Origin of the sequence: Streptomyces goshikiensis, assembly GCF_014650555.1 — a bacterium.
GTDB classification, from domain to species: Bacteria; Actinomycetota; Actinomycetes; order Streptomycetales; family Streptomycetaceae; genus Streptomyces; species Streptomyces goshikiensis.
Genome location: NZ_BMVE01000003.1, coordinates 90,627 through 116,623, shown reverse-complemented (window position 1 = coordinate 116,623; position 25,997 = coordinate 90,627). Strand labels below are relative to the sequence as shown.

Below are 25,997 nucleotides of genomic sequence, written 5' to 3'. Positions count from 1 at the left end.
ATGGAAGAGAGAGCACCGATGCCACGTACCCTGCCCCGGTCCGGAGCCCGCGGATCCGCCCGCCGCACGCGCGGCCTCCCGGCCGCCGCCGTGGCCGCCCTGACCGCGTTCGGCCTGGTGAGCGCCTGCGCGGGCCCGCCCAAGGACGGCCCGGCCCCCGGCGGCGCCGCGTTCAAGCTGTCGGCCGGCACCCCCGCCGCCGCCGGTGAGCTCGACTCCTTCACCTGGGCCCTGTACGCGGAGCCGCCGACGCTGGACTACACCGCCGCCTTCGACTACCCGCAGAACACGGTCCTGTCCAACGTCTGCGAGAGCCTGATGCGGTGGACCCCGCAGCTGACCGTCGCGCCGGGGCTGGCCGAGAAGGCCTCCAACCCCGACCCGACCACCTGGGTCTACGACCTCCGCCCGGGCGTGCGGTTCCACGACGGCGGTGAGATGACCGCCGACGACGTGGTGTTCAGCCTCGGCCGTCAGCGGGACCCCGACGGCGGCTCGGCCTGGAACAGCACCTTCTCCAACGTCGAGTCCCTCACCAAGACCGGCCCGCTCCAGGTCACGGTCAAGCTCAAGCAGCCGGACTCGCAGTTCCCCCAGTACATGGCGACCGCTGCCGGTGTGGTGGCCTCGAAGGCCGGTGTGGAGAAGGCGGGCGAGGACTACGGCACCTCCGGCAGCCTGGACTGCACCGGCCCCTTCCAGCTGGGCACCTGGAACAAGGGCCAGTCGATCGAGCTCCGGCGCTTCGACGGCTACTGGGGCACCAGGGCCAAGTCGGCGAGGGCGGTCTTCACCTTCCTCACCGACCCCTCCGCCCGGACCAACGCCATGCTGAACGGCGAGGCCGACGGCGGCTACCTGATCCCCACCGAGAGCTACGACCGGCTGAGCAGGAGCGGGGTCGGCACCCTCTACTTCGGCGAGGGGCTCAGCACCGTCAACGTCAACGTCACCAGCATGAAGGGGCCGCTCGCCGACGTACGCGTGCGGCGGGCGCTGTCCCTGGCGCTGGACCGGCGCGGCTTCGTCAAGGCGGGCCTGGGCGGGGCGGGCACCGCCACCCACTCGCTCACCACCAAGGCCGTCTGGGCGGCGGCCCCCGAAGAGGTCCGCAAGGCCGCCTTCGAGGGGCTCCCCCCGGCCGGGCAGAACATCGAGGAGGCCAAGGCGCTGATCAAGGAGGCGGGCGCCACCGGCAAGACGGTCACCATCGCCACCAGCCCGATCGGCCAGGACGTCTCCCTGCTGGCCACGGCGGTCCAGGCCGCCGGCAGCAGGATCGGTCTGGACGTCAGGCTGAAGACCATCGCCCCGAACGCCTTCACCGCGCTGTTCACCGACCCCCAGGCGCGCGAGGGCCTGGACATGTTCCCCGAGACCTACTACGACTCCATCACCGACCCGATGGACCTGCTGAGCAACTTCCAGACCGGGGCCTTCCAGAACTACGCCGGCTACAGCGACCCGGCCTACGACGAGCTCGTCGCCAAGGCGCGGGCCGAGTACGACCCGGCCCGGCGGATGGCTGCGGCCGCCCAGCTCCAGAAGAAGGCCGCCGAACAGGTCCTGTGGATACCCGTGGCGGAGTGGCCCACGGCCGTGTTCCTCAACAAGCGGATCACCGGGGCGCCCACCAGCATCTCCTACCTCTACTACCCGTGGGCCGCCGACGTCGGGGCGGCGGCCCGATGAACTTCCTGAGATTCGCCGTACGCCGGCTGGCCGAGATGGCGGCCACCCTGCTGGGCGCCTCCTTCGTCATCTTCGGTGCCATGTACCTGGCGCCCGGCAATCCGGCGAGCTTCCTGCTCGCCGGGCGGTCGGCCTCCCCGGAGGCGCTGCGGGCGATCAACGCGCAGTACCACCTCGACGAGCCGTTCGCGGTCCAGTACGTCCGCTGGCTCGGCCAGGTGCTCCAGGGCGACTTCGGGCGCTCGATCACCTACCGCACGGACGTGTCCCGGCTGCTGGCGGACCGGCTGCCGAGCACCCTGCTGCTGATCTCCATGGCCCTGGCGCTCGTCCTCGCCCTCGGTCTGCTGCTGGGCTGGATCGGCGCGGTCCGCGGCGGCGCCGCCGACTCGACGATCCTCGTGACGACCACCTTCGCCATCGGCACCCCCTCGTTCGTGGCGGCGGTGCTGCTCCAGGGCCTGTTCGCGGTGAACCTGCACTGGTTCCCCACCGGGGGCACCGGCGAGGGCCCCGCCCAGATGCTGTGGCACCTGACGCTGCCCGCCGTCGCGCTGGCGCTCTACCTGATCGGGATGCTGGCCCGCGTCACCCGGGCCGCGATGCTCGACGTACTGGGCCAGGAACACGTCACCGTCGCCCGCAGCAGGGGCGTCTCGGACCATCGGGTGATCCGGCGGCACGTGTTCCGCAACGCGCTGGGCACCGTGCTCACCACGAGCGGGCTGATCGTCTCCACCCTGCTGGTCACCACCGTCCTGGTGGAGTCCGCGTTCAGCGTGGGCGGCATCGGCCAGCTCCTCGAACTGTCCACCACCACCAAGGACTTCCCCACCGTGCAGGCCATCTCCCTCATCATGGTCGCGCTGTTCATGACGGTGAACCTCCTCGTCGACCTGCTGCACCCGCTGGTCGACCCCCGGGTCGCCCTCGGCCCCAGGAGGTCGGCCGCATGACCGCAGCCACCCTGCTCCGCCGGCCCGGCCTCGCCCGGATCCGGACCTCCCGCGCCCCCCTGTCCCTGCTCTGCCTGGGTTTCGTGGCCCTCGTCGTCGCCCTCGCCGTACTCGCCCCCTGGATCGCCCCGTACGACGCGAACACCGTGGACCTGGGCAACGCCCTGGCGGGGCCGTCCGCCGAGCACCTCCTCGGGGTCGACGCCTCCGGGCGCGACACCCTGTCCCGGCTGGTCCTGGGCGCCCGTACCTCCCTCCTCGGCCCGCTCGGGGTGGTCGTCTTCTCCACCCTGGCCGGGGTCGCCATCGGCACGGCCGCCGCCTGGCGGGGCGGCTGGCTGGACTCCGTCCTGTCCCGCGGCGCCGAGCTGGTCTTCGCCTTCCCCGGGATGCTGCTGGCCATCCTGATCGTGTCGGTCCACGGCGAAGGCCTGCTGGCCCCGGTCATCGCCCTGGCCATCGCCTACCTCCCGTACGTCAGCCGGCTCACCCGCTCCCTCGTCCTCGCCGAACGCGAACGCCCGTACGTGGAGGCCTACCGGGTGCAGGGCCACTCCGGCCTGCAGATCTGCCTGCGCCACGTGGTCCCCGGGGTGGCGCCCGTCGTCCTCGCGCAGTCCACGATCAACTTCGGGTACGCCCTCATCGACCTGGCCGGCCTGTCCTTCCTCGGCCTGGGCGTGCCCGCCCTGACCCCCGACTGGGGCCGCATGGTCTTCGACGGCAAGACCGCCGTCCAGTACGGCTACCCGCTGTCGGCGATCGTGCCGTGCGCGGCCATCGTGCTGACCGTGGTCGCCTTCAACGTCGTCGGCGAACGCTGGGCCGACAAGGTCTCCAGGAGGGACGGATGAACACCCTCGACATCCAGGCGCTGCGGTTGCGGCTGCCGGGTACCGCCCGGCCCGTCCTCGACGGCGTCGACCTCACCGTCGGGGCCCGCGAGACGGTCGCGCTGGTCGGCGAGTCCGGTTCCGGGAAGAGCCTCACCTCCCGCAGCGTGCTGGGGCTGCTGCCGCCGGGAGCGAGCGCCCGGGGGACGGTGCGCGTCGTCGGCGACGACGTCCTCGCCATGAGCCCCGGGCAGCTGCGGGTGCTGCGCACCGGCACGGCGGCGATGATCTTCCAGGACCCCCGGGCGGCCGTCAATCCGATGCGCCGCGTCGGCGACTTCCTCACCGAGAGCCTGCGGCTGAACGCCCGGATGCGCAAGGAGGCCGCCGAGGAGCGGGCGGTGAGGATGCTGGAGGCGGTCGGTCTGACGGCCGCCGCGCTGCGCGCGTACCCGGGGCAGCTCTCCGGCGGCATGCTGCAACGGGTCGTGATCGCGGCCGCGTTGATGGGCGATCCCGCGCTGATCCTCGCCGACGAACCCACCACGGCCCTCGACGTCACCACGCAGGCGGAGGTGGTGGCCCTCCTCGGCGAGCTGCGCGAGAGCTTCGGCACGGGGCTGCTGTTCGTCACCCACGACCTCGGGCTCGCCGCCGCGATCAGCGACCGGGTGTACGTGATGTACGCGGGCCGGATCGTCGAAACGGGCCCCGCCGACGAGCTGTTCGCCCGGCCGCGCCATCCGTACACGGCCGCGCTCCTCGACTCGACCCCGCGGCTGGACGCCCCCCGGGGCCGGCTCGCCGCCATCGAGGGCCGGCCGCCGAGCCTGCGCGAGGAGCTGGCCGGCTGCCCCTTCGCCGCGCGCTGCCTGTACGCGACGGACGTGTGCACCCGGCAGGCGCCGGCCCTGCTGCCGCTCGCGGACGGGCCGGCCCGCCTCGCCTCCTGCCATCACGGCGACCTGGTCAAGGAGAACCACCGATGAGGAAGACCGTCCTGGAGGCCGCCGGGCTGCACCGGAGCTACGGGAGCGTCCGGGCGGTGGACGACGTGTCGTTCCGGCTGTCCGAGGGCGGCTCCCTGGGCATCGTCGGCGAGTCGGGTTCGGGCAAGACGACGACCGCCCGGATCGTCGTGGGCCTGGAGCACGCGGACAGCGGCCGGGTCGTGATCCACGGCCGGGACCGCGGCGATCGCCGGCGCGGCCGGGCCGAACGCCTGGCACGGGCGCGGGAGGTGCAGATGGTCTTCCAGGACCCGTTCCTGTCCCTGGACCCGCGCACCACGGTGGGCGGGGCGCTCCGCGAGACGCTGCGGCTGCACTTCCCGGGCGCCGATCACGGCCGGCGGATCACCGAGCTGCTGGACCAGGTGGGACTGGGGGCCCGGGAGTCGGATGCGCTGCCGCGGCAGTTGTCGGGCGGGCAGCGCCAACGCGTGGCGATCGCCCGGGCGCTGGCGGTCGAGCCGGCGGTGCTGGTGCTCGACGAGGCGGTGGCGGCGCTGGACGTCTCGGTGCAGGCGCAGATCCTGAACCTGCTGGGCGAGATCCGTGCGGAGACCGGCATCGGCTACCTGTTCATCACCCATGACCTGGGTGTCGTACGGTGCGTCACCGACGAGGTCATCGTCATGCGGCACGGCCGGATCGTGGAGTCGGGTCCCACGGCGCGGGTGCTGGCCGCGCCGGAGCACCCGTACACCCGGCTGCTGCTGGAATCCGTACCCCGCCCGGGCTGGGACCCGCGGCGGATCGCGGAGGCGCGCCGGGCGCTGTAACGGCGGCGCTCAGGCGGTGTTCGGGCGGTGTTCGGGCCGCGCCGTTCACGGTCGTACGGCGGCCGCGGCGAGGCCGGAGACGAGTGCACGTACGCTCGCCTCGGTCTCCACCCGGGCGTCCAGGGACTGGATGGCGGCGAGCCCGTCGGCGGCGGCCGCGAGCGCGGTGCCCAGCGGTACGGGGTCGAACGCGCCGTCGTGTTCGTCGGCCAGTACCCGGAAGAGGCGGACGAAGCACTCCCGCCAGCGCCGGTACTCGCCGTCCACGGCGGCCCGGACCCGGTCGTCGCTCAGCGCGAACCAGTGGAGCGCGGAGTGCAGGCGGGACAGGTCGGGGCCCTCGGGCTGGGTCAGCAGTCCGATGACCCGCTCGGCGCGCTCGGAGAAGGGGCCGGGGCGGTCGACCGCGGCTTCCATCGGGCCGATCCATTCGGGCCCGATGTCGTGGGCGACGGCCACGATCAGGTCGGTCCGGTCCTGGAAGTGGTAGTGGCACATCCCGTGCGAGATGCCGCAGAGCGCGGCGACGTTGCGGGTGCTGAAGCGCGCCAGGCCGTCGCCGGCCAGCAGTGTCCGGGCCGCGGCGATCAGCCGGGCGCGGGTCTGCTCGCCCTTGGCCGAGGTGCGGGAGGCTCGGGGGCCACGGGGGGTGGGGGCGGTCCCGGCCGGCCGGCCGCCCTCGGCTTCTGCTGCCAGGTTCGCTGCCACGGCGCCACTTTAACGACCCGGTGTCCCCCGCACCGCCGGAAGTGATCAAGAGGCTTCAACTTCCTTCATTTCAGGGCCAGTTCATGCGTCTCAAATATTGACCGAGCGCTCGGTCAGTAATACGTTCCGCCCCACCCGGTGGAGCGATCCACCTCCCTCCCGATCGGAGATCAGAGATGACAGAGATCAACGAGCGCCGGACGCTGGACCGAAGAGGGTTCCTGACGGCCGCCGGCCTCACGGCCGCCGGGGCCGCACTGGCGGCCGTCGGAGGCGAGGCCTTCGCGGCCGCCCGGCCCGCGGCGCGGGCGGCGGCGGCCGCCGGGGGCTTCGCGGTCCCGCTCGACACAGTCCGGCACACCCGGACCTGGATGGCCTGGCCCGACAGCTCGGCCGTCTGGGGACGGAAACTGGCGGGCGTCCAGGCGAACATCGCGCTCATCGCGAAGACCGTCGCGAAGTACGAGCCGGTCGTGATGTGCGCCAACCCCGCCAGTGCCGCGAAGGCGCGCGGCGCCTGCGGATCCGCCGTCACGGTGATCACCTCGATCCCGGTCGACGACTGCTGGATGCGCGACAGCGGCCCGGTGTTCCGCACCAACGGCGCGGGCGGCCTCGACGCCGTCGGCCTGAACTTCAACGGCTGGGGCAACCAGCAGACCCACGCCAAGGACTCCCTGGTGGCCGGCCGGATCGCGGCCCACGTCGGCGTGCCCTTCACCACGGCCGGATTCGTCGGCGAGGGCGGCGCGGTGGAGACGGACGGCGCGGGCACGCTCATGGCCACCCGCAGCAGCATCATCAACCCGGACCGCAACCCCGGTCTGAGCCAGGACCGGATCGAGGCGGCGATGTGCGCCGCGTTCGGCGCCTCCAAGGTGATCTGGTTCAAGGGGGTCCTCGGCCGGGACATCACCGACGACCACGTCGACGCGACGTCACGGTTCCTCGCCCCCGGCCAGGGGCTGGTCCAGATGCCGCTCCCGAAGGACACCGACGCCTGGTCGAACGACGCGCGCCAGCAGTACCAGATCCTGTCCACCTCCACGAGCGCCCAGGGCGGTCCGGTCGCGGTCACCCGGCTCCAGGGCCCCGACTACGACCTGATCAGGTCCACCGACCCGAACTTCGTCGGCGCCTACGCCAACTACTACGTGTGCAACGGCGCCGTCATCGCGCCGCAGTTCGGCGACGGCCGGGCGGACGCCGCGGCCAGGGCGACGCTCCAGCGGGCCTTCCCCGGCCGGACCGTCGAGCAGCTCGACATCGACGCCCTCGGTTCGGGCGGCGGCGGCATCCACTGCGTCACCCAGCAGCAGCCCGCCCCGTAAGCGGCCGCGCCACGGGTGGCCGGGCCGTCCGGACGGCCCGGCCACCCGTGGCCGCAGCGCCCCGCCGCCATGCCCGTCCATCCGCGCCGTTCGTCCACCCCGTTCATACGCCCCGTTCATACGCCCCGTTCATCCGCCCGGCCGAGCAGCGGATGCCGCCCGCCGCGCGCCGGGGCAGGCTGTGGGACAAGGAGAGCCACACCACCGCACAGACGAGGACCGCGCCATGTCCCACAGCCGGCGTATCGGCGTCATCACCGGGGTCGCAGCGCTGCTGCTGACCGCCACCGCGTGCTCGGGCCTGGGCCGGACGACCGTCGGGATGCTCAGCTTCCGCGCCCAGGACTCGGTGAGCGAGCTGAGCTACTCCAACACCCTGGTGACGGGCTGCCACAAGATCGGCCTGCCGCGGGGCGCCACCCACGTCCAGAACAACACCCTCGTCGACGTCGTCCTCTACCGGACGCCGGACTGCCAGAAGACCGACCGGGCCGACGGCATCTACGTCGCCACCACCCTGTCGAACGTGACGGCCCCCGCCAGCCTGCCGTGGCGCAGCTTCAGCGTCATCCACTGATCCTCGACGGTCCAGGCACCCGACCCCGTAGGAGGTCAGCCATGCAGGGTGACGAAAGCGCGGCCGAACTCGCGGCACTGCGGGCCAGGGTCGCCGCCCTGGAGTCGGAGGCCGCGGCCGGGAAGCGCACCCCGCCGCGGCACCGGGCACGGTCGCTGCTGGCCGCGCTGCTGATCATCGTCGGCTGTGTGCTGGCCCCGCTGGGCATCGTCGCCGCGTGGACCTCCGGCATCGTGGGGAACACCGACCGCTACGTTTCCACGGTCGCCCCGCTGGCCTCCGACCCCGACGTCCAGGAAGCCGCCGCGAACCGCGTCACGGCCGCCCTGATGCAGCACCTCGACCTCACCGCCCTGCTGGAGGACGTGGCCCCCGACCAACGGCCGCTGCTCCAGAAGGCGCTCGGCAAGCTCGGCGGCTCGCTGGAGAGCGCCGTCAGCAGTTTCGTGAAGGACAAGGCGCAGGACGTCATCGCCTCGAAGTCCTTCGAGACGATCTGGACCGACGCCAACCGCACCATCCACACCGCTCTGGTCAAGGCCCTGACCGGCAGTGGTGACGGCGCCGTCCAGATCAAGAACGACGCGGTGACCATCGACCTCGCCCCGGTGATCGACCAGGTCAAGACGCGGCTCGTGGACTCCGGGATGAGCGTCGCCGGCAAGATCCCCGAGATCCACACCGATTTCACCGTCGTGCAGTCCAATGACATCGGCAGGGTCAAGACGGGCTTCCGGCTCCTGCAGATCCTCGGCGTGTGGCTGCCGGTCCTCGCCCTGATCCTGATCGTCGCCGGCATCCTGCTCTCCGCCCGCCGGCGCCGGGCCGTGGTGGCCTCGGCCCTCGCGGTCGCCTTCGCGGCCCTCGTCCTCGGTCTGGCCCTGACCGTGTTCCGCACCGTCTACCTCAATGCCCTGCCCGACACCGTCTCGCAGGCCGCGGCCGGCTCCGTCTACGACGCGCTGATCCGCCTGCTGCGCACGACGGTCCGGATGGTCGTGGTCCTCGGCGTGGTGGTCGCCCTCGCCGCCTGGCTCTCCGGCCCCGGCCGGTACGCCGTCGCGGCCCGCCAGATCTGGCACTCCGGCATCGCCGCCACCCGCGCCTCGGCCGACCGCCTGGGTCTGCGCACCGGACCGGTCGGCCCGTTCATCCGGCGCCACCGCCCCTGGTTCACCTGGGGGCTGGTGGCGGTCGCCGCCCTCGTGTACCTCCTGTGGTCCTACCCCACCGGCTGGGTGGTCGTGGGTCTGGCCCTCGCCCTGCTCTTCGCGCTCGCGGTGACGGATTTCCTCGCCGAGGACACGGGAGAGCACCCGGCCGCCGACAAGGTCGCGGGCCCGCACCCGTCATGACGGTGCGTCGGCCGGTCCGCGCGTCGCGGACGGCTGGGTCGCGGGGATGCGCTGGGTGAAGAACAGCGCGAGCAGCGCGGTGAGGGCGAGGATGCCGAGCGCGGCCCGCAGGCCGTCGATCCGGGCGCTGTCGTTGGCGTCGAGGGCCGCCTGGGCCACCGCGGGGTCCGTGCCCGCCTCGTCGAGGGCGGCGCCGAGCTGCTCGTCCGACAGGAAGGGGGCGCTGCCCGCGAGGTTGGTGTGCGCCTGGCTCTTGACGTCGGCCGGGATCGCCGGGTTCTGGTCGATGGTGGCGAGGAACGAGCTCGTCAGCACCGCGATCATGATGGACCCGGCGAGGGCGGTGCCGATCGAGGCGCCGAGGTTGGTGGAGGTGTTCTGGATGCCTCCGACCTCGGAGCTCCGCTCGTCCGGTACGGCCGACACGGTGACGGCTCCGAGCTGGGAGGCGAGCGCCCCCATCCCGAGGCCGATCAGCAGCAGCGGAACGGTGACGACGGCCGCGCTGGAGTCGGGGGTCAGACCGGCCATCAGGACGACGGCGCCGACGAGCATCGCCAGCACCCCGATGCGTACGACGCGCCGCGGTGAGACGTCCGGCCACAGCCGGGGGATCCCGATCGCGGCGGCGAGGAGGGTCAGGGAGAGCGGCAGGATCCGTACGCCCGTATCGAGCGCGGACAGGCCGAGCGCCACGGACAGGTAGAGCGGGACGACGAAGAACACGCCCATCTGGACGAGGTACTGGAAGAAGAACATCGTCAGGCCGCCGGAGAACTGGCGGTTGTCCAGCAGGGCCGGGTCGACGAGCGGTTCGCTCCCCCGCGCCACCAGGCGTGCCTCCCAGCGGAAGAACAGCCAGACCAGCAGGATGCCGGCCAGCATCAGCCAGACGACGGGCGAGAGCGAGAACCAGGCGGGGCCGCCGGCCTTGGGCCGGAACCAGCCCCATTCGCTCGTCCGCAGCACGCCGAAGACGAACAGCCCGATGCCGGCGGCGGACACGATCGCGCCGAGCACGTCGACGCGCGGCCGGTGCTCCGGAGGCGCGTCGGCGACCCGGCGGGCGAGCATCAGGATGACCAGCACCACCACGACCTCTCCGGCGAACACCCAGCGCCAGGAGAAATAGGTGGTCGCCACGCCGCCGATGAGCGGGCCGAGGGCGATGGCGATCGCGCCGGCGGCCGCGACCAGGCCGTAGGCGGCCGGACGCTGCTCCTTGCCGAAGTTGGAGGCGACGAGCGCCACGATCGCCGGCAGGATGAGCGCCGCTCCCACGCCCTCCAGGAACGACCAGCCCAGCATCAGCACCGTCAGGTTCGGGGCGAGGGAGGTCGTGAGAGATCCGCAGCCGTAGATGACGCAGCCGATCATGAACGCCCGTTTGCGGCCGATGAGCGCGCCGACCTTGCCGCCGCTGATCATGAGCATCGCCATGACCAGCGTGTACGCCGTGATCGCGCCCTGCATGCCGCTCACCGAGGTGCCGATGTCATCGGCCACCGTGGCGATCGAGACGTTCATCACCGAGCTGTCCAGGGCCATCAGGAACTGCCCGGCCGCCAGGGTCAGCAGGATGAGTCTCGCCTTCCCGGCCTTTCCCTCGTTCCCGGCCGGGGCCGCCTTCGCTGCCGTCATGGGCGCAGCGTGCCACGCCGGGGAGAGGTGGCACGGCGCCTCGCCCGGGGGTTCAGTCGACTGGCGGTGGGCGCGGCCCGGTCCGGCTCAGGCCGCGACGGCGCTCACCCGGCCGGAGGCGATCGCCTCCACCAGGCGCCGGTGGTCGCGCTCGTTCTGGTCGGCGTAGCTCTCCGCGAACCGTACGAGCGCGTCGTCGAAGACCTCGCGGCGGCCCAGGTACGCGGCGATGGCGATCCGGTCCCCGGAGCGGGCGTGTGCCCGCGCCAGGGTCACCCCGCACAGTCCGGCGAAGGCCCGCATGCCGCGCGGCACCATTCGGGAGGGTTCGGCGATGCCCTTCCAGTCGCGCAACTGGCGTACGTAGAAGTCCCGTTCGCGGCCGTCGACCCCGTGCATGCGGTGCCAGCCGAGGAAGATGTCGCTGGCGGCCTGCATCACGCGCTGTCCGGCGACGACCCGCTCGCCCTCGGTGGCGAACTCGCTGGCGCCGGTGTGCGCGGCCAGGACGGACTCGCCGGCCTCCTTCGCCTGGAGGATCAGCGGGTCCTGGTCGTCCCGGCCCAGCAGCAGGATGACCCAGCAGCGCATGCCGACACTGCCGACGCCCACCACCTTGCGCGCCATGTCGACCACCGAGAACTGGCGCAGCAGGTGCAGGCGGTCCGACTGGAGGCTGCGCCCGTACCGCTCGACGAGGTCGTGGATCTCGCCTTCGAGCCCGTCCCGTTCCCGGTCGGGCAGCAGCTGGGAGATCGGCGTGATCAGCTGCGGGGCGGCGGCGAAGCGGCGTTCGCCGTCGACCAGCTCGGTGAGCTTCTCGAAGGCCTGGAGGCTGTCGCGCCCGCGGGCCTTGCTGAGCGCCTCGGAGACGTTCTTGCGGCCGCGGGTGTGCAGCGCGTCCGCCGCCACCGCCTGGAGGTCCGTCTCGTCGACCTTCGCGTACCAGACGTCGAGGGTGTTCATCCCGGCGAAGCGGCGCATCTGCTCGCGGTAGGCGCTCACGCCCGACCGTACGACGCCCGCGCGCTCCTGCGTGGAGAAGCCGTTCTCGCGCCCGGCGATGACCAGGCTCGTCGCGAGCCGTTTGACGTCCCACTCCCAGGGCCCGGGCAGCGTCTCGTCGAAGTCGTTGATGTCGAAGAGGAGGTTGCGCTCGGGGGAGCCGAGCAGCCGGAAGTTCAGCAGGTGCGCGTCGCCGCACAGCTGGACGCGGATGCCCGAGTCGGGTGTGCCGGCCAGGTCCCCGGCCATGATCGCGGCGGCGCCGCGGTAGAAGCGGAACGGTGACTGGGCCATCCGGCCGTAGCGGATCGGGATGAGCTCCTGCACCCGGGTGGCGGACTGGCGCTCGATGACGTCCACCGGATCCGGCCGCCGGGCCGACGGCTCGAAGTCCCCGTGGGCGGACCGCGGTGTCCGCGCCCGGGCGGCCCGGCCGGCCGCGGCCCGGTCCTTGGCCGGGAGCCGGGGCTCGCCGCCGCCCTTCTTGGCCGCAGCCCCGGTCGGCTTGGCGGTCGGCTTCGCGTTCGCGGTCTTCGCGCGCTTCGTCATCGCAGTGAACCTCCCGGCCACCAGGGCCCCCGCTTCCGCCTCCCAGCATGGCACTCGCGCCACACCCCTGCGCTGCGGGCGCCCGGAGGGGCGGGGGCGCGGGCCGCGGTCAGGGCGGCGGCTGCCGCAGCCGGTTCGGGAGCGGGCTGCCCAGCCGCCGGGCCAGGTACGGCTCCTGCGCCACGGCGGCGCCCGTGCTGATGCCGATGGCGACCGCCACGCACAGCACGATCAGCCACGAGAGGATGACGAACACCGAGCCGGTGGACCCGTACGCGGCGAGCGAGCGGTTGAGCGCGATCGGCATGTAGACGCGCGCCCCAAGCGACAGCGCGGTGATCGCGATGGCCGTGAGCACGGCGCCGGGCAGCAGCGGGAGCCACGGGATCACCCCGCCCAGCAGCAGGTGCTGGCTCCACCACCACACCGCCGTCTGGAAGAGGAAGGTGAGGGGGATGCCGAGCCACAGGCCGAGCCCGAAGCCGTCGCGCACCGGCCCCTGGATGATCAGCAGGACCATCCACGCGGCGATCCAGGCGAACCAGCGCCAGATCGCGATCCGCGTCCCGGTGCGCGGGATCTCCCAGGCGCGCCGGCACAGCCGCTGCATGGCGCGGCTCACGGCCGTCGCCGACAGCAGCACGATCACGGCGCCCGTCACGCCCACGGCGTTGCGCAGGTCGTCCTCCGCGGAGCCGTCGAGGACGTCGCTCAGCTGGCTGCTCGCCTGGCCGGTGAGCCCGAACATCGCCCGTATGGAGTCGACGAGCTGCATCCGTACGGCCTCCGGGGCGAACGAGGCGAGGACGAAGAGCAGGGGCACGGCGGTCAGGAAACACTGGGCGGCCAGCCGGGTGGCGGAGTCGAAGATGTTGACCCCGACCATCCGCTCGGTGGCGTGGGTGATCACCGGGAACCGGGTCTCTGCCCTCCCCTGGAGCCGCTTGCCGGCCGCCGCCAGCTCCCGGGAACGCTCGCGCCACCGGGCCTTGCGCTCCGACGGCATCAGCGGCCCGCGGAGTCGCGCGGCGCGGGCGGCGGGCGCCGGGTCGTCGTCATGGCGGTCTCCTTCGTGTGCGTCCAGGTTGGGGGACGCGGCCGGGGGCGGCATCCCGGAGCGGCGGACCGCGAAGGAGCGGGGGAAAGGCAAAAGGTGTCGGGCCCCGGCCCGGTGCGTAGTGTCGTATGTCGTCACACGATTGGGGGCGTCATGGTCCTCGACCTCGTGCTCATCGCGTTGGCCATCGCCCTCTACCCGCTCCCGCTGATGGCCTTGATCCTCGTGGTCTCGTCCCCCAGAGGCGTGTGGAAGGGGCTGGCCTTCCTCCTGGCGTGGCTCGGGTGCCTCGTCGCCGTGATCGCGATCGTGCTGGCGCTGACCGGCGGCCAGCCGCCGGCGCCCCGCTCCCCGCCCAGCGTGATCGCGCTGGCCGTCAAGCTGGCCATCGGTGTGTGGCTGGTGCTGTACGGAGTACGCCGCTACCGCCGCAGGCAGGCGCGGGCGGCCGCCCGCGGGGCCGCCTCGGAGCCCCCTTCGCCGCCCTCCCGGATGGACGTCGGCTCGCCGTGGGCCGCGGCCGGCCTGGCCGTACTGATCCAGCCGTGGGGCATGGTCGCGGCGGGTGCCACGACCGTGATCCAGGCCGACGCCTCGCACGCCACCACCTATCTCGCGCTGTTCGGCTTCTGCCTGCTCGCCAGCTCGGGGCTGCTGGCCGCCGAGCTGTACATGGTGTTCGCGCCCGAGGCCGCCCAGGCGCGGCTGCTGCGGATGCGGAGGTGGATGGAGGGGCACAAGGACGAGGCCATCGTGTTCGTCTGCCTGCTGCTCGGTCTGTGGCTGACGGGGCAGAGCATCTACCAGCTGACGGGCTGACCGGCTGGCCGGACCACCCGGCGACCGCCAGACGTGCGGAGGCGCGGGCAGCGTGCTGGAATGAAAAAGACCTTCCCCCCCCTTCTCCGACAGGAGCGGCCATGAGCAGCGAGGCCGAGGACCGAACCGGCGTCGAGGACCTGGGCCCCGTCGACTACATCGTCGTCGAGTTCCCGGGCAACCGCATGACCGGCGAGGGCTTCCCCCTTCTCGTCGATCTCGTCGACCGGGGCATCATCCGCATCTTCGACTTCGCCTTCGTCCGCAAGGAAGTGGACGGCACGGTGACGGCGGTGGAGCTCCAGGACTTCGGCGGCGGCGAGGTCGACCTCACCGTCTTCGAGGGCGCTTCCTCCGGCCTGCTCGACCACGACGACATCCAGGAGGCCGCCGCCGCCCTGGAAGCCGGGAGCTCGGCCGGGATCATCGTGTACGAGAACACCTGGGCGGCGCCCTTCGCCCGGGCCCTGCGCCGCGGCGGAGCTCAGCTCGTGGCGGCCGGACGCATTCCCGTCCAGGCCCTGCTGGCCTCGCTGGACGCCCTGGAGGACCTGCCCCCCGACGAGTGAGGCCCACTCAGCCTGGAGATGAGCATCATGCCCGGACTTCTTCGCGGGGTCGCCCGCACCGCCGTCATCGCCGGCACCGCCACCGCGGTGTCCAACCGCGTGTCCCGACGCCAGAGCGGCCGGTGGGCGCAGCAGGAGGCCGAACAGCAGGAGGCGGCCGCTCCCCCGCCCGCCGCGGCTCCCCCGGCCGCCGCCGCGCCGCTGGCCGACGACATGACCGCCAAGATCGAGCAGCTGAAGCAGCTGAGCACCCTCAAGGAGCAGGGCGTGCTGACCGAGGAGGAGTTCGCGGAGCAGAAGCGCCGCCTCCTCGGATAGCGGCCCCGGCGCTCGGGTCAGCCTCGGTCCGACGCCGGCTGCGTGGGAACGGACTCGTGTTCCGGCGGCGCCGCCGGAACACGGGTCGGCATGCGCCGGGCCGCGAGGCGGGTCGCGGTCCATGCCGCCAGGGGCTGGGTGTAGCGGGCGGTCAGCGGGCCGACGATCACGAGGATCAGTACGTACGCGGTGGCCAGCGGACCCAGGGCCGGTTCGATTCCGGCGGTGACGGCGAGGCCCGCGATGACGATGGAGAACTCCCCGCGCGCGACGAGGGTTCCGCCCGCCCGCCAGCGGCCCTTCACGCCGATCCCGGCGCGCCGGGCGGCCCAGTACCCGGTGGCGATCTTCGTACCGGCGGTGACGACGGCCAGCGCCAGGGCCGGCAGCAGGACCGGCGGGATGCTGGCCGGGTCGGTGTGCAGGCCGAAGAAGACGAAGAACACGGCCGCGAACAGGTCCCGCAGCGGGCTCAGCAGGGTGTGCGTGCCCTCGGCGACCTCCCCGGAGAGCGCGATGCCGACGAGGAAGGCGCCGACGGCCGCCGAGACCTGGAGCTGCTGGGCGATGCCCGCGACGAGCAGGGTCAGCCCGAGGACGACCAGCAGCAGCTTCTCGGGGTCGTCGCTGGAGACGAAGCGGGAGATCACGCGCCCGTACCGGACGGCGACGAAGAGCACGGCCCCGGCGACGAAGAGCGCGATGGCGAGCGTGAGGCTGCCGGCGGCCAGGCTCACCCCGGCGAGCAGCGCGGTGATGATGGGCAGGTAGACGGCCATGGCCAGGTCTTCGAGGACCAGGATGCTGAGGATGACCGGGGTCTCGCGGTTGCCGACGCGGCCGAGGTCGCCCATGACCTTGGCGATGACGCCGGAGGAGGAGATCCAGGTGACCCCGGCCAGCACCACGGCGGCCACCGGCCCCCACCCCATCAGCAGCGCGGCGGCGGCGCCGGGCAGGGCGTTGAGGGTGAAGTCGACGAGCCCGGCGGGGTACTGGGTCTTGAGGTTGGAGACGAGATCGGTGGCCGTGTACTCCAGGCCGAGCATCAACAGCAGCAGGATGACGCCGATCTCGGCGCCGATCGCGACGAACTCCTCGCTCGCGCCGAGCGGGAGCAGGCCGCCGGTGCCGAAGGCGAGTCCGGCGAGGAGGTAGAGGGGTATCGGTGAGAACTTGAGGCGGCCCGCGACCCGGCCCAGCAGGCCGAGGCCCAGGATGATCGCCCCGAACTCGATGAGGAAGACGGCAGAGTGCATCCGCTCACTCCCGCCCGAGTATCGCGGCGGCGGCGTCCACGCCCTCGCGGGTGCCGATGACGATGAGGGTGTCCCCGCCGGCCAGCCGGAAGTCCGGAGCCGGGGACGGGCGGGCCTCCGCGCGGCGCAGTACGGCGACCACGGAGACCCCGGTCTCGGTGCGCATCCGGGTCTCCCCCAGCACCCGGCCGTTCCAGTACGAGTACGCCGACAGCTCGATCCGCTCGGCGACGAGGCCGAGGTCGGTGGTGTGCAGGAGGTTCGGGCTGTGGTGGGCGGGCATCAGCGCGTCGATCAGCGAGGCCGCCTCCGCCCCGGTCAGGTGCAGCGACTGGGCGCAGGCATCGGGGTCGTCGGCCCGGTACAGGTTCACGGTGCGGGAGCCGTCCCGGTGCGCGATGACCGACAGGTGGCGTCTTTCCCGGGTGGTGAGGTCGTACTGGACGCCGATGCCCGGCAGTGGTGTCGTACGTGTCCGTGGTGCGGGCACGGCCCATCCCCCTCGTTCTTCGTGCGGTGCGGCGGGGGCCATGGTGCCACGTTCGGCGTGTCCGGAATATGGGTGTCGGCACGGATGGACAGGAAGGGTCGCGGGCGGTGAGGATGGAGCGGGGAAGTAGGTTCCTCCGCAGGTCAGACCGTATGCGCGCCGAGGATGCGGGCTCGCGGCAGATGACCGAGGGGGACCGGCGGCGCGGCGGGCGACGGCTCGGGAAAGGACGTGGGGCCATGTCGCTGTACGGGCGCATCTTCCTGCTGAACGCGGTCGTGCTCGTCGTCGCGGTGGCACTGCTGCTCGGCCCGGTCACGGTCTCCACGCCCATCCTGCTCGGCGAGGCCCTCGTCCTGCTCGGCGGACTCGGCGCCATGCTCGTCGCGAACGCGGTGCTATTGCGGATCGGCCTCGCGCCGCTCGCGCGCCTGAACCGGGCCATGGCCACCGCCGACCTCCTGAGGCCCGACGCCCGGCCCGCGGTCACCGGCCAGGGCGAGATCGCCGGGCTCACCGCCACGTTCAACACCATGCTCGACCGCCTCGAAGCGGAGCGGGCCACCAGCAGCGGCCGGGTGCTGTCCGCGCTCGAAGCCGAACGCCGTCGGATCGCCCGGGAGCTCCACGACGAGATCGGCCAGACGCTCACCGCCGTGCTGCTCCAGCTCAAGCACGCCGCCGACCGGGTCCCCGAACCCGTACGGGCCGAGCTGCACCAGGCGCAGGAGACCACCCGCGCCAGCCTGGACGAGATCCGCCGCATCGCCCGCCGGCTGCGCCCCGGCGTGCTGGAGGAACTCGGTCTGCACAGCGCGGTCCGCGCCCTGGCCTCCGAGTTCACCACCACCCGCCTCGGGGTGACCGCCCACATCACCCCCGGGCTGCCCGCGCTGGAACCGGCCGCCGAGCTCGTCCTCTACCGCGTCGCGCAGGAGAGCCTGACCAACGCGGCCCGCCACTCCGGCGCCGGCCGGGTCGAGGTCCACCTGATGCCGCTGCCGGGCGGCGCCGGCGTGGGGCTCGTGGTGAGCGACGACGGCGGCGGGATCGGGGCCGCGCCGGAGGGCGCCGGGATCCAGGGCATGCGGGAGCGCGCCCTGCTGATCGGCGCCGAACTGCTCGTCGGCGCCGGGCCCGGCGGCCGCGGCACGCGGGTGTGCCTCAACGTCACCGCGGACCGGACCGGAGGAACCGCGCGATGAGACCACCCGCCCCGGCACGCGTACTGCTCGCGGACGACCACGCGCTCGTCCGCAGCGGCGTACGTCTCATCCTCGACGCCGAACCGGACCTGTCCGTGGTGGCCGAGGCCGCCGACGGCGCCGACGCGGTCGCCCTCGCCCGCCGGGATCCCGGCCTCGATCTGGCCATCCTCGACATCGCGATGCCCCGCCAGACCGGGCTGCAGGCGGCCCGGGAGCTCTCCCGGCTGCGGCCGGGCCTGCGGATCCTGATGCTGACCATGTACGACAACGAGCAGTACTTCTTCGAGGCCCTCAAGGCCGGAGCGAGCGGCTACGTCCCCAAGTCGGTCGCCGACCGCGACCTCGTCGAGGCCTGCCGCGCCGCCCTGCGCGACGAGCCGTTCATCTACCCGGGCGCCGAGACCACCCTGATCCGCACCTACCTGGACCGCGCGCGGACGGGCGGGGCGCTGCCCGCCCGGCCCATCACCGAGCGCGAGGAGGAGATACTCAAACTCGTCGCCGAGGGCCACACCTCGAAGGAGATCGGCGACTTCCTCGTCATCAGCGCCAAGACCGTCGAACGCCACCGGGCCAACCTCCTCCAGAAGCTCGGCCTGCGCGACCGCCTCGAACTGACCCGCTACGCGATCCGGGTCGGTCTGATCGAGCCCTGACCCGCGGCGCCGCGGGGCCTAGCTTCCCTTCAGCCGCCGGACGACCTCCTCGGACACCCGCCTTTGCAGTTCGGCGAGTTGCTCGGGGGTGTACGCCGTCAGGTCACCGGCCTCGCCGGGTTTCGGCGTGCCCGCGGCCTTCTGTTTCTCCTCTTCCCGGCGTTTGAGTTCCTTCTCCTCCGGCGAGCCGGGCGCCGCGTACGCACACCGGATGAGCACTCCGTCGGCGGTCTTCAGGCAGCTCGCCTCGCGGCCGTCCGGCAGGCCGCGGCCCTCCACCCGGTACCGGAGGTTCTGGTCGCTGCCGACCGTCGCCGTCCAGGTGCTGCCGCCGGTGGGCACGACCTCGAACACCTGGTCGTCGTTGTAGCAACAGACGTCCCGGTACTCGGCCTTGATCAGCGCGACGAGGGACTTCGGCGAGGACCACGTCGGATCGAGCCGGTGGACGGTGATCGGGGCGAGCGCGCCGCCCTCCTGCCGGGTCGGCACGGTGGACACGGCGACGACCGAACTGGCCTCCCCCTGCGGGGTGAGCGGGGTGACGTACGCGCCGCGGCCGCTGCCGTCGTGGTACTGGAGCGTGAACTCCGACTCGTTGCCCGCGTTGGCGCCGTCCTCGGAGGCGTCCCAGCCGCTGCGTTCGAACCACCAGTCGCTGAAGCTGCCGATCGCTGCCGTGCCCTCGCGCTGCCGGCCCGCGAGACTGAGCGGATAGGACGGCCCGGGCACCGCGGCGGTATCGGTGGTGATGGTGAGCTTCCCCGTCCGCCCGTCGTAGAGCGCGACTCCGGCGGGCCGTTCGGTCACGACCAGGATCCCGGTCTGGCGTTTGAGGGGGACGACCACGATCGGGGTGTCGCCCGAGCAGGTCACGTAGGCGTCGCTGGCCTCGAAGCGCACCCAGCGCTTGTGCGCCGAGATCTTGCGGCCGAGGTTGTGGTTGAACCAGCCGCCGATCCGGGCGTCCGCCGTGTCCAGGTCGAAGGAACAGCGCTGCTGGCTGCGGCTGCTGCCGCCGAGCGGGATGTCCTGCACGAGGCCGACCTCGTACCCGGCCAGCCAGCCCCGCCGTTCGACCAGGGTGGCGAACCGGTCCGAGTCCGGCAGATAGGTGATGTCGGAGATCTCACCGGTGACATCGCCCAGGTGCGGGGCGGCCTGCGCCTTTCCGACCAGGTACGGCGCGCGGGCGGACAGTTCGGGCACCGGCTCGGACACGATCCGCACGTTGCCCATGTACGCCCGGTCCTGGAGGTACGCCCCGTACACCAGCCAGCCGACCGCGAGGCCGAGCCCGAGCAGCCCGCCCAGCCAGCCGAGGGCCGCCACCGGCAGCCGCCCGGCGAACCGGCCGCGCCCCTTGCCCCTGATCAACCGCAGCACCAGCCACACCAGTACCGCCAGGAGGGCCGCCAGCAGTGGCGCCGCCAGCCAGGCGAAGATCTTGCGCAGCTCCCAGGCCACGATCGTGGTGAAGTACGAGGCCCACCAGAGAAACAGACCCACCAGAATGACGGGTATCCCGATCCGCAATGCCCGGCCCATCAGCGCCCCCCGACGTCGGTTGCCCGAGGGAGTACCCCGCGCCGGGACCAGTCAGTCCTTCCGGACCCCGGCGGTGTGACTACCGTCGGGCCGCGCTCACTGGGGGCGGGCGAAGTCCTGGGTCCACCAGGGGCCGCCGGCCTTCTGGACGCCGACGCCTATCTCGGTGAAGTTGCAGTTGAGGATGTTCGCCCGGTGCCCGGGGCTCTTCATCCAGGCGTCGACGACCGCGGCCGCGTCCGCCTGCCCCTTGGCGATGTTCTCGCCCGTCGCCGACCACTTGTAGCCGGTCGCGCTGATGCGTCCCGACATGGTGGAGCCGTCCGGTCCGGTGTGGGAGAGCTCCCCGGACCGCGCCATCACCTCGGTGTAGGACTGGGCCGCCTGAGTGAGCCTGGCGTTCGCCGTCAGCGCTCCGCAGCCCGCCTGACCGCGCTCGATGTTCACCAGCCTGATGACCTCGGCGGCCTCACCGGCCGGGGCGCCGACCGGGGCCGGGGGCGCGGGCTTCTTCGTCGTGGCCGCCGGCTTGGGCTTGGGGGGCGCGGCGGGGGCGGCCGCCTTGGCGACCGGGTCGCCCGGCGCGGAAGCGGTGGCGCTCGCGGAGGCCGGGGCCGGTGCGGAGGCGGAGGCCGACGCGGAGGAGGTGCCGGGGCTCGGCTCGCCCGAAGCGGAGGGCGAGGCGGACTCCGACGGCTGCTCGCTCGGCGTGGCCGTCCCGGTGGCGGCCCCGTTCGCGCGGCCGTCCGTCGCCGGGGAGACGAAGTCGGCCGCGCGGGACTTCCCCGAGGGCGCGGCGGCGACGTTCACCGCGAGCACGCCCACGGCGCCGGCGGCGAGGGTCCCGAGGGCGGTCAGGACCACGCGCCGGGTCCGCGGGTGGCGCGCGGCGCGGTGGCCGGCGGGTATGCGGGGGTGGGGGGTCTGCATGGCGGGGGGCCTCCGTTGGGACGGGTGACTCGCAGGCCGGGCCGCGCTACGAGGAGGGGTGCCGCGCCGGAACGGGCGGCTGGATGTGACTGTACGAGGCGCACCGGCCGCCGGACCGTCTCTGAAGGGAGCCCTCAGGGAGCCCGCAGGTACTGTTAAGGAACCGCTCAGACTCGCCGCTTGCCGCCGCGCCGGCGGCGCCCCCGCAGGGTGCTCCGCGCGATGTCCGTGGAGAGCCCGAAGGTGACCCGTACCGAGGCGCCCCCCAGCGCGGCCCGCGCGATGTGCACGGTACCCCCGGTCGCCGAGGCCGCCCGCCGTACGATGTCCAGCCCGAGCCCCGTGGAGCTGGTGCTGCTCCCGCGCGCCAGCGCCGCGTCCGGATCCGGAATGCCGGGACCCGCGTCCTCCACCCGTAGTTCCACGGCCTGCGCGGTGCGGTCCACGGCGATGGCGAAGGCCGTGCCGTCCGCGGTGTACCGGAAGACGTTGCCGACCAGCGCGTCGACTACGGCGGCGATGTCGTCGTGCGCGAGGTCGACGGTGGTGGCCTCCTCGGCGATGTCCAGGGTGCAGCTCCGGTCCTGCTGTGCGGCCAGCACGGCCCAGAATCCCGCCCGGCGGCGGATCACCTCGCCCGCCTCGCACCGCTCGCCGGGTGTCTGATCCGGGGCGGCGGACGACGGGGAGGACGGCCCCGACGGCGAGGGCGACGGCGATCCCGCGTCGCGCAGGGCGCGTCCCATCGGCCCCATCGCCAGCGGGGTGCGGGCGGCGGTGATGATCGCCTGGAGTTCTGCCTCCAGCGCGCCGACCGCGGCCTCGACCCTGCCCGATTCCGGGCTCGCACCCATGCGTTCGGTGGCGAGGTGCAGGGCCGTCAGCGGGGTCCGCAGCCGGTGCGAGAGGTCCGCGACGAGTTCGCGCTCGATGGCGAGCAGCTCCGTCATCCGGTCGGCCATGGCGTTGAAGGCGACGCCGGCGTCCCGCAGTTCGCTCGGGCCCATCGGGACGACCCGGGTGCTGAGGTTGCCCTCCCCCAGTACGTACGAGGCCTGCGCGAGTTGCTTCGAGGACCGGACGACCTTCGCGCCGAGGCGGTCGGCGACGAGCACCGATCCGATGAGCAGCCCGATCGCCAGGACCACCATGACCGTCCACGAGGCGGCGACGCCCCGGGTCAGGTCCGACTCGGGCACGTAGTTCTCGACGACGGCGACCCGGTCCTGCGGGAGCACGACCGGCTGGAGGTAGATCCAGCCGCCGCCGGGCACGTCCTGCGAGATGGACTCCCGGCCCCGCTTGGCCCGCTCCAGCAGATCGGCCGGCGCGTGGCTGGTGCCGATGGGGCGGGAGTCGGGCAGGTGGATCGCCAGGTGTTCCGCCCGGTCCAGGCCCGCCATGGATTCGCGCAGGTCGTCGGGGTCGGTGGTGAGGGTCAGGATGGGGGCCATGGCGGCGGCGGGCTGTTCGGCCGCCGTGATGCTCTGTTCCCTGGCCAGCGACATGACCAGGACGGCGAGCGGTATCAGGAAGGAGAGGGCGACCATCGAGGTGACGGCGAGGGCCACGCCCGCCAGGGACCGCCTCAACGGGGCTCCACCAGCTTGATGCCGACGCCCCGGACCGTACGCAGGTAGCGGGGCGCGGCGGCGCTCTCCCCGAGCTTGCGGCGCAGGGCCGACAGGTGCACGTCGACCGTCTGGTCGTCCACGTAGGGTTCGCGCCACACCTCGCTCAGGAGCCGGCGCTTGGACACGACCTGTCCGGCGTGGTGGGCGAGGAACGCGAGGAGGTCGAATTCCCTTCGGGTGAAGCGGAGTTCACGGCCTTCGAGGACGGCCGTCCGCGCCCCGGGGTCCACGGTCAGCCGGCCGACGGAGACCGGGCGCATCAGATCGGCGGGCGCCGCGGACCAGGGGCCGCCGCCCGGTTCCGGGGTGTGCGAGCCGGCCGTGCGGCGCAGCACCGCGGACAGCCGGGCGACGAGCTGGCCGCCCGAGAACGGTTTGACGAGGTAGTCGTCGGCTCCCGCGTTCAGCAGCCGGATGATTTCCGCCTCGTCGTCCCGGGCGGTGGCCACCACGACGGGCACCGGGGAGAGTCCTCTGATCATGCGGAGCGCATCGGCTCCGTCCAGGTCCGGAAGTCCGAGGTCGAGCACGACGGCGTCGAACGACATCCGGGTGATTTCCCGCAAAGCGCCGAATCCGTCGCCGGAGTTGTGTACGGCGAATCCGTGCTCCGTCAGGATCTCGATCAGGAACGCGCGAATTCGGGGGTCGTCCTCGACGACGAGTACACGGGGCATGCGGGACACCATATCCAGCGGCGCAATTGACCGGAACCGACGAGTCCGGCGTCATTCCCCAGGGCCTTTTCCGGCATTCCAGTGGATGTCGGTCACGGGAAAGTCAGGGTTTTTCCGGTGACGTTGAGAATGACCGGACGGTCCAGCACCGGGATGTTGCAGCCTTCCTCCGCGTTGCAGCTCGCGTAACTGATGAGGGCCTTCGCGGTGCCGGTGCTCGCGCCGCCCTCGCCCTCGGCGCGGACGGGCAGGGTGAGCGTGACCGGGCCGTCCGGGTACACCGGGACCTTGCTCTCGACGCCGGGCAGGTTGATCCGCAGCACCTCGGCGTCGACCGAGGCCGGCCCGTCCGCCGAGAGGCCCCCGGCGACCGTGACCGAGGTGGGCCGGCCCACCCCTTCGACGCCGTCGGCCGGCAGATCGGTGCTGTAGAGGTGGTAACCCGCCTCGGTCGGGGTGAAGGTGGCCTTCAGGCTGCCCTTGTCGTCCTTCCAGCCGGCGACCGCGAGCGTCACCGTCACCCCGTTCTGCGTGAAGCGGGTGACCGCCGGGGCGCTCTGCTCCGCCTTCGCGGCGGAGCACGAGGTCAGCCCGGCCGTGACGAACAGCGCGAGGGCCGCACCGGCCAGCCTCCCGCCGCGCGGGGCGAACGCGGCACGGGTGCGAGTGCTGGTGCTGGTGCGGGTGCGGGTCGTGGTGCGGGCCATGGCGGTCCGGTCCTTCCGTGGGGCGGGGAGTCGGGCGGGGGCGGGCGTCACGACCACTGGCGCAGGAAGGAGCCCAGTCCGTCCGCCGTCAGCGCGGGGTTGCCGCTCTGGTGGGTGTCGGTGCGGACCGTCCCGGGCGGGCTGAGCACGATCAGTACCGGCATCTTGTAACTGCCGCCGCCCGAGGAGTACTTGCGCAGGATCGAGAAGTTCGCCGAGTTCTGGCTGCCGATGTCGATCTTGACGAGGTGATAGGAGTCGTTGAGGAGCGCGTTCGTCGCCGGCTGGCCGAACACCTTGTCCGCCGCCTTGCAGTTGCCGCACCAGTTGGCGCCGAAGTCGAGCAGGACCTGCTTCCCGTCGGCCGCCGCGGCGCGCAGCGCGGCGTCGAGGGCCTGCTGCCCGTCGGCCGCGGAGTCGTAGCCGGGGGCGAAGGCGGCCTTGGCCGTGGTCTTCGGGGCGGAGGCCGCCGGCTCCCGCTTGGCGGCGGGGGCCGCCGCGACGGGCCCCGGCTTCGAGCCGGCCGGGGAGGGGCTCGCGCCGGCGGAACCCCGCGCCTCGGCGGGCGGGGCCGGGGCCGGGGCGGACGCGGAGGGCGTCGCCGGGGCGGAGGAGGGGTCGGCGGGCGGGACGAAGACGGTGCCGGGCGCCAGCTCGGTCCGCGACTGCGCTTCAACGGAAGCGGAGGCGGTAGCGGAGGCCGAGGCGGCGGTCGAGCCCGGCGACCGCAGCGCCTGCGTACCCGCCCAGGCGGCGCCGAGGGCGGCCACGGTCGCCACCCCCGCGGCGATGACGGGTATCCGCAGGCCGCGCCGGGAGCGGCGGCCGTGGCGGGCTGAGCGGTGAGCGCGAGAAGACATGGTGAGGCCACCCCTGGGACGTACGGGTTCGGACACCGGTGGCCGAAACGGCCCGGGCGGCGGGGCGTCCGGCCGCCGCCCGCCCGTCGGTGACCGCGAGCTTAGGGCGGCCCGGGGTGGCCGAAAGCCATTGGGCACGATCTTGAGGTGCCGTTAAGGAAGCGCTCAGGCTCCGCTTCGCCGAAGCGGCACGGAACCCGGACAACTCGGTTGGCCGGGGCCCTGGGGCCGCGCTCAGAGGACAGGGGTCGGAGGTCAGAAGGAGGTCTCGCGGACGGCGGCCCGCGCCGACGGCACGATCGTCGCCGTGATCTGCGAGGTGTGACCGCTGCCGGTGAACGTGACGGTGAGCGTGTGGTCCGCGTTCTGGGCGGTGCTCACCTTGAACCCGAGCGCCGGGACCGCGGAGATCAGGCACACCTTGTCGCTCCCGTACCGCACGGTCGCCTTGCCGCCCGTCGACGGGACGGTGTGCGACCCTGCCCCGCCGCCCCCGCAGCCCTGGACCGGGGTGGTACGGGGTGTGCCGGCCGGTGAGGGGAGGGGGCCGGGCGCCCGCGAAGGCGGGCGGGAGGCGGCCGCGGGAGTGGAGACCTGCGGGCTGGAGGCCGAGGGCGACGCGGAAGGGCTCGCGGAAGCGGAGGGCGAGCCGGAACCGGAAACGGAAGCCGAAGGAGAAGCCGAGGCACTGGGTGAGAGGAACACGGTCGGCGCCGACCGCGCGACCGGCGGTTTCGGCCGTGTCGAGCCCGCCACGAAGTCGACGGTGGCCATGACGGCGGTCACGCTGGCGGCCGTACAGGACACCCATATGAGCAGGTAGCGCGGGAAGCGG

General features: G+C 72.9%; 27 protein-coding genes. 14 read left to right on the top strand and 13 right to left on the bottom strand.

The features are described 5' to 3' along the window. Positions 1 to 18 precede the first annotated feature (18 nt). Genes IE248_RS10610 through IE248_RS10590 form a run of 5 tightly spaced genes read left to right on the top strand, consistent with a single transcriptional unit; the run spans position 19 to position 5,264 of the window. Entirely contained in the window at positions 19 to 1,692 is a 1,674-nt protein-coding gene (locus IE248_RS10610) for an ABC transporter substrate-binding protein (protein ID WP_190030582.1), read from the top strand. Next, on the top strand, positions 1,689 to 2,648 hold the full coding sequence (locus tag IE248_RS10605; protein WP_100581091.1) for an ABC transporter permease: 960 nt from the start codon (positions 1,689 to 1,691) through the stop codon (positions 2,646 to 2,648). The genes IE248_RS10610 and IE248_RS10605 overlap by 4 nt, the downstream gene beginning before the upstream one ends. Continuing rightward, on the top strand, positions 2,645 to 3,502 hold the full coding sequence (locus IE248_RS10600; protein ID WP_190030581.1) for an ABC transporter permease: 858 nt from the start codon (positions 2,645 to 2,647) through the stop codon (positions 3,500 to 3,502). The genes IE248_RS10605 and IE248_RS10600 overlap by 4 nt, the downstream gene beginning before the upstream one ends. Next, positions 3,499 to 4,470: an ABC transporter ATP-binding protein gene (locus tag IE248_RS10595; RefSeq protein ID WP_190030580.1), complete on the top strand. Its 972-nt coding sequence runs from the start codon at positions 3,499 to 3,501 to the stop codon at positions 4,468 to 4,470. Before IE248_RS10600 ends, IE248_RS10595 begins: the two co-directional genes overlap by 4 nt. Then, positions 4,467 to 5,264, top strand: a complete 798-nt coding sequence (locus IE248_RS10590) for an ABC transporter ATP-binding protein (protein ID WP_100580971.1) — start codon at positions 4,467 to 4,469, stop codon at positions 5,262 to 5,264. The genes IE248_RS10595 and IE248_RS10590 overlap by 4 nt, the downstream gene beginning before the upstream one ends. 45 nt (positions 5,265 to 5,309) lie before the next feature. Here the strand turns inward: IE248_RS10590 and IE248_RS10585 are convergent, their stop codons facing one another. Further along, positions 5,310 to 5,972, bottom strand: a complete 663-nt coding sequence (locus IE248_RS10585; protein WP_100580972.1) for a TetR/AcrR family transcriptional regulator — start codon at positions 5,970 to 5,972, stop codon at positions 5,310 to 5,312. Between the two features lie 176 nt (positions 5,973 to 6,148). Here IE248_RS10585 and IE248_RS10580 point away from each other — a divergent pair, with 176 nt between their 5' ends. From IE248_RS10580 to IE248_RS10570, 3 genes are all read left to right on the top strand, one after another. Further along, positions 6,149 to 7,303, top strand: a complete 1,155-nt coding sequence (locus tag IE248_RS10580; RefSeq protein WP_190030579.1) for an agmatine deiminase family protein — start codon at positions 6,149 to 6,151, stop codon at positions 7,301 to 7,303. A 226-nt stretch (positions 7,304 to 7,529) separates the two neighbouring features. Continuing rightward, positions 7,530 to 7,880 carry a hypothetical protein gene (locus tag IE248_RS10575; RefSeq protein ID WP_037795321.1) on the top strand — a complete coding sequence of 117 codons (351 nt, stop codon included), beginning with the start codon at positions 7,530 to 7,532 and terminating at the stop codon, positions 7,878 to 7,880. Between the two features lie 41 nt (positions 7,881 to 7,921). Beyond that, positions 7,922 to 9,235: a hypothetical protein gene (locus IE248_RS10570; RefSeq protein WP_229895242.1), complete on the top strand. Its 1,314-nt coding sequence runs from the start codon at positions 7,922 to 7,924 to the stop codon at positions 9,233 to 9,235. Here IE248_RS10570 and IE248_RS10565 read toward each other — a convergent pair. From IE248_RS10565 to IE248_RS10555, 3 genes are all read right to left on the bottom strand, one after another. Next, entirely contained in the window at positions 9,230 to 10,876 is a 1,647-nt protein-coding gene (locus IE248_RS10565; RefSeq protein ID WP_190030577.1) for an MFS transporter, read from the bottom strand. The genes IE248_RS10570 and IE248_RS10565 overlap by 6 nt on opposite strands. A gap of 87 nt (positions 10,877 to 10,963) precedes the next feature. Continuing rightward, entirely contained in the window at positions 10,964 to 12,430 is a 1,467-nt protein-coding gene (locus IE248_RS10560; protein ID WP_190030576.1) for a DUF2252 domain-containing protein, read from the bottom strand. A gap of 109 nt (positions 12,431 to 12,539) precedes the next feature. Further along, entirely contained in the window at positions 12,540 to 13,580 is a 1,041-nt protein-coding gene (locus IE248_RS10555) for a YhjD/YihY/BrkB family envelope integrity protein (protein WP_229895241.1), read from the bottom strand. 60 nt (positions 13,581 to 13,640) lie between these two features. Between IE248_RS10555 and IE248_RS10550 the strand changes: the two genes are divergently transcribed. The 3 genes from IE248_RS10550 to IE248_RS10540 all read left to right on the top strand — a co-directional run bounded on the left by IE248_RS10550 (position 13,641) and on the right by IE248_RS10540 (position 15,193). Next, on the top strand, positions 13,641 to 14,306 hold the full coding sequence (locus tag IE248_RS10550; RefSeq protein WP_073798501.1) for a GAP family protein: 666 nt from the start codon (positions 13,641 to 13,643) through the stop codon (positions 14,304 to 14,306). Between the two features lie 101 nt (positions 14,307 to 14,407). Continuing rightward, positions 14,408 to 14,875: a DUF6325 family protein gene (locus IE248_RS10545; RefSeq protein ID WP_190030574.1), complete on the top strand. Its 468-nt coding sequence runs from the start codon at positions 14,408 to 14,410 to the stop codon at positions 14,873 to 14,875. Positions 14,876 to 14,902: 27 nt separating this feature from the next. Beyond that, complete coding sequence (locus tag IE248_RS10540) at positions 14,903 to 15,193, top strand: SHOCT domain-containing protein (protein ID WP_073779339.1); 291 nt, start codon at positions 14,903 to 14,905, stop codon at positions 15,191 to 15,193. 17 nt (positions 15,194 to 15,210) lie between these two features. Here the strand turns inward: IE248_RS10540 and IE248_RS10535 are convergent, their stop codons facing one another. Together IE248_RS10535 and IE248_RS10530 are read right to left on the bottom strand one after the other, a co-directional pair. Continuing rightward, positions 15,211 to 16,452 (bottom strand): cation:proton antiporter, encoded by a 1,242-nt coding sequence (locus tag IE248_RS10535; RefSeq protein ID WP_190030573.1) that lies wholly within the window; start codon positions 16,450 to 16,452, stop codon positions 15,211 to 15,213. 4 nt (positions 16,453 to 16,456) lie between these two features. Further along, a complete protein-coding gene (locus IE248_RS10530; RefSeq protein WP_008743763.1) occupies positions 16,457 to 16,942 on the bottom strand; it encodes a cation:proton antiporter regulatory subunit in 486 nt (161 codons plus the stop codon). 239 nt (positions 16,943 to 17,181) lie between these two features. On the opposite strand from IE248_RS10530, the gene IE248_RS10525 reads away from it, so the two are divergent. After that, on the top strand, positions 17,182 to 18,147 hold the full coding sequence (locus tag IE248_RS10525) for a sensor histidine kinase (RefSeq protein WP_190030572.1): 966 nt from the start codon (positions 17,182 to 17,184) through the stop codon (positions 18,145 to 18,147). After that, complete coding sequence (locus tag IE248_RS10520; RefSeq protein ID WP_073798498.1) at positions 18,144 to 18,806, top strand: response regulator; 663 nt, start codon at positions 18,144 to 18,146, stop codon at positions 18,804 to 18,806. Before IE248_RS10525 ends, IE248_RS10520 begins: the two co-directional genes overlap by 4 nt. Positions 18,807 to 18,824: 18 nt before the next feature. Here IE248_RS10520 and IE248_RS10515 read toward each other — a convergent pair whose 3' ends face one another. The 7 genes from IE248_RS10515 to IE248_RS37270 form a co-directional block, all read right to left on the bottom strand. Beyond that, positions 18,825 to 20,315 carry a hypothetical protein gene (locus IE248_RS10515; protein ID WP_229895240.1) on the bottom strand — a complete coding sequence of 497 codons (1,491 nt, stop codon included), beginning with the start codon at positions 20,313 to 20,315 and terminating at the stop codon, positions 18,825 to 18,827. Positions 20,316 to 20,450: 135 nt separating this feature from the next. After that, the gene (locus tag IE248_RS10510) at positions 20,451 to 21,284 is read right to left on the bottom strand and encodes a CAP domain-containing protein (RefSeq protein ID WP_008743767.1); all 834 of its coding nucleotides are present in this window, start codon (positions 21,282 to 21,284) and stop codon (positions 20,451 to 20,453) included. A 167-nt stretch (positions 21,285 to 21,451) separates the two neighbouring features. Then, positions 21,452 to 22,876, bottom strand: a complete 1,425-nt coding sequence (locus IE248_RS10505; protein ID WP_073798496.1) for a HAMP domain-containing sensor histidine kinase — start codon at positions 22,874 to 22,876, stop codon at positions 21,452 to 21,454. Further along, complete coding sequence (locus IE248_RS10500) at positions 22,873 to 23,595, bottom strand: response regulator transcription factor (protein ID WP_008743769.1); 723 nt, start codon at positions 23,593 to 23,595, stop codon at positions 22,873 to 22,875. The genes IE248_RS10505 and IE248_RS10500 overlap by 4 nt, the downstream gene beginning before the upstream one ends. Positions 23,596 to 23,687: 92 nt before the next feature. Next, positions 23,688 to 24,302 carry a hypothetical protein gene (locus IE248_RS10495; RefSeq protein ID WP_190030571.1) on the bottom strand — a complete coding sequence of 205 codons (615 nt, stop codon included), beginning with the start codon at positions 24,300 to 24,302 and terminating at the stop codon, positions 23,688 to 23,690. 47 nt (positions 24,303 to 24,349) lie between these two features. Beyond that, positions 24,350 to 25,162 (bottom strand): thioredoxin family protein, encoded by an 813-nt coding sequence (locus tag IE248_RS38150; RefSeq protein WP_190030570.1) that lies wholly within the window; start codon positions 25,160 to 25,162, stop codon positions 24,350 to 24,352. A gap of 255 nt (positions 25,163 to 25,417) precedes the next feature. Next, positions 25,418 to 25,582, bottom strand: a complete 165-nt coding sequence (locus tag IE248_RS37270) for a hypothetical protein (RefSeq protein ID WP_229895239.1) — start codon at positions 25,580 to 25,582, stop codon at positions 25,418 to 25,420. Between the two features lies 1 nt (position 25,583). Here IE248_RS37270 and IE248_RS10485 point away from each other — a divergent pair, with 1 nt between their 5' ends. Then, entirely contained in the window at positions 25,584 to 25,985 is a 402-nt protein-coding gene (locus tag IE248_RS10485; RefSeq protein WP_229895238.1) for a hypothetical protein, read from the top strand. Positions 25,986 to 25,997 lie beyond the last annotated feature (12 nt).